The sequence below is a fragment of the Amaricoccus sp. genome, assembly GCF_036846665.1.
In the GTDB taxonomy this organism is placed as follows: domain Bacteria; phylum Pseudomonadota; class Alphaproteobacteria; order Rhodobacterales; family Rhodobacteraceae; genus Amaricoccus.
The window spans coordinates 1-5,907 of the sequence record NZ_DAIUBO010000232.1 but is presented as its reverse complement, the minus strand read 5'-3'; the positions used below and the strand labels follow the sequence as shown (position 1 = coordinate 5,907).

At 66.5% G+C, this 5,907-nt stretch carries 7 protein-coding genes; 6 read left to right on the top strand and 1 reads right to left on the bottom strand.

What is annotated here, in order from left to right:
• Positions 1 to 88 precede the first annotated feature (88 nt).
• The 6 genes from tig (at position 89) to V7050_RS17340 (ending at position 5,168) form a co-directional block, all read left to right on the top strand.
• Complete coding sequence (gene tig, locus V7050_RS17365; protein ID WP_324367691.1) at positions 89 to 1,444, top strand: trigger factor; 1,356 nt, start codon at positions 89 to 91, stop codon at positions 1,442 to 1,444.
• Between the two features lie 165 nt (positions 1,445 to 1,609).
• Positions 1,610 to 2,236, top strand: a complete 627-nt coding sequence (locus tag V7050_RS17360) for an ATP-dependent Clp protease proteolytic subunit (protein WP_324367693.1) — start codon at positions 1,610 to 1,612, stop codon at positions 2,234 to 2,236.
• A 141-nt stretch (positions 2,237 to 2,377) separates the two neighbouring features.
• Positions 2,378 to 3,643: an ATP-dependent Clp protease ATP-binding subunit ClpX gene (clpX, locus tag V7050_RS17355; RefSeq protein WP_324367695.1), complete on the top strand. Its 1,266-nt coding sequence runs from the start codon at positions 2,378 to 2,380 to the stop codon at positions 3,641 to 3,643.
• Between the two features lie 178 nt (positions 3,644 to 3,821).
• The gene (locus V7050_RS17350; RefSeq protein WP_324367697.1) at positions 3,822 to 4,196 is read left to right on the top strand and encodes an NADH:ubiquinone oxidoreductase subunit NDUFA12; all 375 of its coding nucleotides are present in this window, start codon (positions 3,822 to 3,824) and stop codon (positions 4,194 to 4,196) included.
• A gap of 17 nt (positions 4,197 to 4,213) precedes the next feature.
• Positions 4,214 to 4,654 (top strand): outer membrane lipid asymmetry maintenance protein MlaD, encoded by a 441-nt coding sequence (gene mlaD, locus V7050_RS17345; RefSeq protein WP_324367700.1) that lies wholly within the window; start codon positions 4,214 to 4,216, stop codon positions 4,652 to 4,654.
• Positions 4,655 to 4,736: 82 nt separating this feature from the next.
• Positions 4,737 to 5,168, top strand: a complete 432-nt coding sequence (locus V7050_RS17340) for a DUF2155 domain-containing protein (RefSeq protein ID WP_324367702.1) — start codon at positions 4,737 to 4,739, stop codon at positions 5,166 to 5,168.
• On the opposite strand, the gene aat is transcribed toward V7050_RS17340, so the two are convergent.
• Positions 5,132 to 5,782, bottom strand: a complete 651-nt coding sequence (gene aat, locus V7050_RS17335) for a leucyl/phenylalanyl-tRNA--protein transferase (protein ID WP_324367704.1) — start codon at positions 5,780 to 5,782, stop codon at positions 5,132 to 5,134. The two genes, V7050_RS17340 and aat, sit on opposite strands and share 37 nt — an antisense overlap.
• Positions 5,783 to 5,907: the final 125 nt, after the last annotated feature.

The following is a 5,907-nucleotide window of genomic DNA, read 5'->3' as shown; positions in this document are numbered from 1 at the left end:
AGATTTAGGTTCTGGCGCCGAAAGGCGTGGGGGTTCAAGTCCCTCCGCCCGCACCAGAGTGACGAGACCGAAACAAGGAAAGCTCGAGATGCAGGTCACCCAAACCCTGAATGAAGGTCTTAGGCGGGGCTATGCGATCACGCTTCCCTCGGCCGAGCTCGAGGCGAAGGTGACCGAGAAGCTGGAGGCTGCCCGCAAGGACTTCCAGATGAAGGGCTTCCGCAAGGGCAAGGCGCCGGCCGCCCTGATGAAGAAGATGTTCGGCAAGTCCGTGCTCGGCGAGGCGATGCAGGAATCCATCGACGAGGCGATGCGCGAGCATTTCGAGGAGACGGGCGACCGTCCCGCGCTCCAGCCCGAGGTCAAGATGACCAGCGAGGACTGGAAGGAGGGCGACGACGTCGAGGTCTCGATGGTCTACGAGGCGCTTCCGGCGGTTCCGGAAGTGGCGCTCGGCGAGATCGAGCTGGAGCGGTTGGTCGCCGAGATCGACGAGGCCGCCGTCGACGAGGCGCTGGCGTCGCTCGCCGCCTCGGCGAACAGCTACGAGGATCGCCGCAAGGGATCGAAGGCCAAGGACGGCGATCAGGTGGTCCTCGATTTCAGGGGCTCGGTCGACGGTGTGGAATTCGACGGCGGAGCCTCGGAGGATTTCCCGCTCGTGCTGGGATCGGGCAGCTTCATTCCGGGCTTCGAGGAGAAGCTCGTCGGCGTGAAGGCCGGTGACGAGATCGACATCGACGTCAGCTTCCCCGAGAAATACGGTGCTGCGCATCTCGCCGGCAAGGCGGCGGTCTTCGCCTGCAAGATCAAGGCGGTGAAGGCCCCGAAGCCCGCCGAGATCGACGACGAGCTCGCCAAGCGCTACGGCGCGGAATCGCTCGATGCGCTGAAGGAGCAGGTCCGCGCGCGGCTTTCCGCGGAATACGCCCAGGCCGGCCGCGCCATCCTCAAGCGCCGGCTGATGGATGCGCTCGACGGGCTCGTCAGCTTCGAGCTTCCCCCGACCCTCGTGGATGTCGAGGCGCGGCAGATCGCGCATCAGCTCTGGCACGAGGAGAACCCGGACCATCACGGGCACGACCACCCGGAGATCACCCCGACCGACGAACATCTGCGGCTCGCCAACCGCCGGGTGCGGCTCGGGCTCCTGCTCGCGGAGATCGGCACCAAGAACGAGATCAGCGTGAACGAGCAGGAGCTGCAGCGCGCCGTGATCGCCCAGGCCCGGCAGTATCCGGGGCAGGAGCGGCAGTTCTTCGAATTCGTCCAGAAGAACCCCCAGTCCCTGCAGCAGATCCGCGCGCCGCTCTTCGAGGACAAGGTGGTCGATTTCGTGCTCGAGCTGGCCAAGGTCACCGACAAGCCGGTGAGCAAGGAAGAGCTGCAGAAGGCGATCGAGGCGCTCGACGAGGAAGGCCTCCCCGCCACGGCGGCCGTCTGACGGCTTCCGGCCCGGCGGGTCACCGGCGGGCGCCGGCCGGGCGAGGCGCGGCGTCGGTCCGGCCGGGACGCGGCTGGGGCTTGCGCCGGGCGCACCCTGACATTACTCCTTTCGACAACCAGGGCGCGAAATCTCGTCGGCCCGGCAGATCAAGGCGATTTTCCGATGAAAGATCCGGTCGAGACCTACATGGAACTGGTGCCGATGGTGGTCGAGCAGACCGCCCGCGGCGAGCGCGCCTACGACATCTTCTCGCGGCTCCTGAAGGAGCGCATCATCTTCGTCTCGGGTCCGATCCACGACGGCATGTCGACGCTCGTCGTCGCGCAGCTCCTGTTCCTCGAGGCGGAGAACCCCAAGAAGGAAATCTCCATGTATATCAACAGCCCCGGCGGCGTGGTGACCGCCGGGCTGTCGATGTACGATACGATGCAATACATCCGCCCGCCGGTCTCCACGATCTGCGTCGGTCTCGCGGCCTCGGCCGCCTCGCTCCTGCTGATCTCGGGCGAGAAGGGCATGCGCTTCTCGCTGCCGAACTCCTCGATCATGGTTCATCAGCCCTCGGGCGGCTACCAGGGCCAGGCGACCGACATCATGATCCACGCCGAGCAGACCCTGAAGATCAAGAAGCGGCTGAATGAGATCTATTCGAACCATTCCGGTCAGCCGATCGACGTGGTCGAGAACGCGCTGGAGCGCGACCGCTACATGACGCCCGAGGAGGCGAAGGATTGGGGCCATATCGACGCCATCGTCGCCCGGCGGGAAGCACCTTCCGACCCGGCGTGACCTCGGCTCGGGCAGTGCGGCCTCGCGGCGTTTTGGCTTGTAATTGCCGGTACAAGCATGTTCCAATAGCTGAGGAGCGCCAGTGTCTTGGCGTAAGCGGGTAACGGCGAAGTTGGTTGTGGCGCGAGCCGGAGGCGTGAGATGAGCAAATCAGGCGGAAGCGACTCGAAGAACACCCTGTACTGCTCCTTTTGCGGAAAGAGCCAGCATGAGGTCCGCAAGCTGATCGCCGGTCCGACGGTGTTCATCTGCGATGAATGCGTCGAACTCTGCATGGACATCATTCGCGAGGAGACCAAGAGCAACTTGGTCAAGTCCTCGGACGGCGTTCCGACGCCGCATGAGATCTGCAAGGTTCTCGACGATTACGTGATCGGCCAGCAGGTCGCCAAGCGGGTGCTCTCCGTCGCCGTTCACAACCACTACAAGCGGCTCAGCCACGCCAGCAAGAACGCCGACGTGGAGCTGCAGAAGTCGAACATCATGCTGATCGGCCCCACGGGCTGCGGCAAGACGCTGCTGGCGCAGACGCTGGCGCGCATCCTCGACGTGCCGTTCACCATGGCCGATGCCACGACGCTGACCGAGGCCGGCTATGTCGGCGAGGACGTGGAGAACATCATCCTGAAGCTGCTGCAATCGGCCGAATACAACGTCGAGCGGGCGCAGCGGGGCATCGTCTACATCGACGAGGTCGACAAGATCTCGCGCAAGTCGGACAATCCCTCGATCACCCGGGACGTCTCGGGCGAGGGGGTGCAGCAGGCGCTCCTGAAGATCATGGAAGGCACGGTCGCGAGCGTTCCGCCCCAGGGCGGGCGCAAGCATCCGCAGCAGGAGTTCCTGCAGGTCGACACCACCAACATCCTCTTCATCTGCGGCGGCGCATTCGCCGGCTTGGACAAGATCATCGCCCAGCGGGGCCGCGGCTCGGCCATGGGATTCGGCGCCGATGTCAAGGATACCGACGACCGGCGGGTGGGCGAGCTCTTCCAGGAGCTCGAGCCCGAGGATCTGCTGAAGTTCGGGCTCATCCCGGAATTCGTCGGGCGCCTGCCGGTGCTGGCGACGCTGAACGACCTCGACGAGGACGCGCTGATCACCATCCTGACCGAGCCGAAGAACGCGCTGATCAAGCAGTACCAGCGGCTCTTCGAGATGGAGGACGTGCAGCTCAGCTTCACCGACGATGCGCTCAAGGCGATCGCCAAGCGGGCGATCGACCGCAAGACCGGCGCGCGCGGGCTGCGCTCGATCCTCGAGGAGGTGCTGCTCGACACCATGTTCGAGCTGCCCTCGATGCAGGGTGTCGAGGAGGCGGTGGTCAACGAGGAATGCATCCTGCGCAAGGGTGAGCCGCTCCTGATCTATGCCGACCGCAAGGAAGGTTCGGCCTCGGCATCCTGAGTCCCGAGCCGGGCCGATCGCTCTCCCCGAGCCGTCCAGGAGCGGGAGCGGAGGAATCAACGAAGCGTCGAGTTCTGTGTGACCGGGTGCCGATCGGGTGGCGGCGCTCGCCGGCGTACTGGACCGCCAGGCCTGGTTGCGGCATAAGGGCCTTGAGACGGTTACGATGAGGACGAGCATGGGCCTGCTTGCGCAGCTATTCACATGGTGGAACGGCGAGACCATCGCGACGCGGTTCTATACCTGGCGCAAGGGCAAGCGGGTGGGCGAGGACGCCCAGGGCAACGTCTTCTACCAGAACGCCGACGGGTCGCGGCGCTGGGTGATCTACAACGGCTATTCCGAGGCGAGCCGGGTGGCCCCGGAGTGGCACGGCTGGCTGCATCATACCTGGCAGGAGCCGCCCACGGCGCGGCCCCTCACCCGCAAGCCCTGGGAGAAGCCGCATCAGGCGAATCTGACGGGCACGGATGCGGCCTATCGGCCGCCGGGGAGCATCCTCGGCCAGCCGCGGCCGCCCGCGGCGGATTACGAGGCCTGGTCGCCGGAATAGGGCAGGGGGCGGGACCCATGTCGAACAGCATCGCGGAAACCGTCATCGGGGCGGTGGTGGTGGCCGTCGCCGCGGGTTTCGTCGTCTATGCCGGGCAGTCGCGGGGATTGCAGCTCAACCGGGACAGCTACGAGCTTTCCGCCGCCTTCCGCAGCGTGGAGGGCGTCTCCGTCGGCACCGATGTCCGGCTGGCGGGGATCAAGGTGGGCTCGGTCACCGCGCTGGAGCTCGACCCGGAGAGCTTCAAGGCCAAGGCCCGGTTCACGGTGGCGGAATCGGTCAGGCTTCCGGAGGATTCGGACGTGAAGATCGCCTCGGAGGGGCTGCTCGGCGGATCCTTCATCGAGATCACCCCGGGCGCCTCGGAATTCATGCTGGCGGCGGGCGACGAGATCGTGAACACGCAAGGTTCGGTGAGCCTGCTCAATCTCCTGATGAAATTCGGGACCTCGCAGTGAGCACGGCCCCGGGCGACGGGCCGAGTTGGGGGCGATCTTGCGCCTCCGCGGGGGCGTCCCCATGAGGACAACGTGTAACGCTATGAAAACGAAGAGAAAAAGTGTTAACGGCACCGGGGCGGGATCCTGGATCCGCCTCGCGTCCCTGGCGGGATGCCTGCTCGTGGCGGTTCAGGCCGTCGCGGCGCAATCGGTGCAGATCGACAACGACCAGGACACGGTCGAGGCGCGCTCCCTGCATCTGCGCGGCCTCGACACGCTCAACGGCACGACGCGCGACCTCGATCTCGAAGTCGGGCAGACCATGCGCTACGGCTATCTCGAGATCACCGCCGAGGCCTGCCGAATCCCCAGGGGGGATCCCGCGGCGGATGCCTATGCCTTCCTGCGCATCCGCGACCTGCGCGAGGAGGCGCCGCGGTTCTCGGGGTGGATGTTCGCCTCCTCGCCGGCGGTCTCGGCGCTCGACCACCCGCGCTACGACGTCTGGGTGCTGAGCTGCAACAATCGCTGACGGCCGGCGTCCCGGGGTAGCGCGAAGAAATCGGCCGGGACCGCGAGGGCGGCCTCGAGCCGGTCGCGGTAGCTCGCGCGGCTGATCTCCACCGCGCCGAATCCCGTGAGATGCGCGGTGACGAACTGCGTGTCGAGCAGCCGGAAGCCGCCGGCGTTCAGCCGGGCGACCAGCGCGATCAGCGCGAATTTCGAGGTGTCGCGGCGGCGGCTGAACATGCTTTCGCCGAAGAAGGCGCCGCCGAGCGCCACGCCGTAGAGCCCGCCCGCGAGATCCTCGCCGGACCAGATCTCGACGGAATGGGCGTATCCCATGCGGTGCAGCTCGCAATAGAGCGCCTCGATCGCGGGGTTGATCCAGGTCTCGGGGCGCTCGCCGCAGGCGCGGACCACGGCGGGGAAATCCCGATCGATGCGGATGTCGAAATCCTCGTTGCGGAAGCTGCGCGCGAGGCGGCGGGGGACGTGGAAGCCGTCGAGCGGCAGGATCCCGCGCCAGCGCGGATCGACCCAGAAGATGTCCTCGGCCGCGGCGGTCTCGGCCATGGGAAAGATGCCGGAGGCATAGGCGCGCAGCAGCAGCTCGGCGGTGATTCCGGTCGGCTCGTCGCGCATGGTTGGGCCTCAAACCAGTTCCGGTCGATCCCTTCGGGAAGCACGGGCAGCGGCCGCCCGTCTTGGGCGCGAAGCGCCCGCCTGGGGGGCGGGCGGGCGCTGCCCGTGCTGGCGCACGGGCGGGA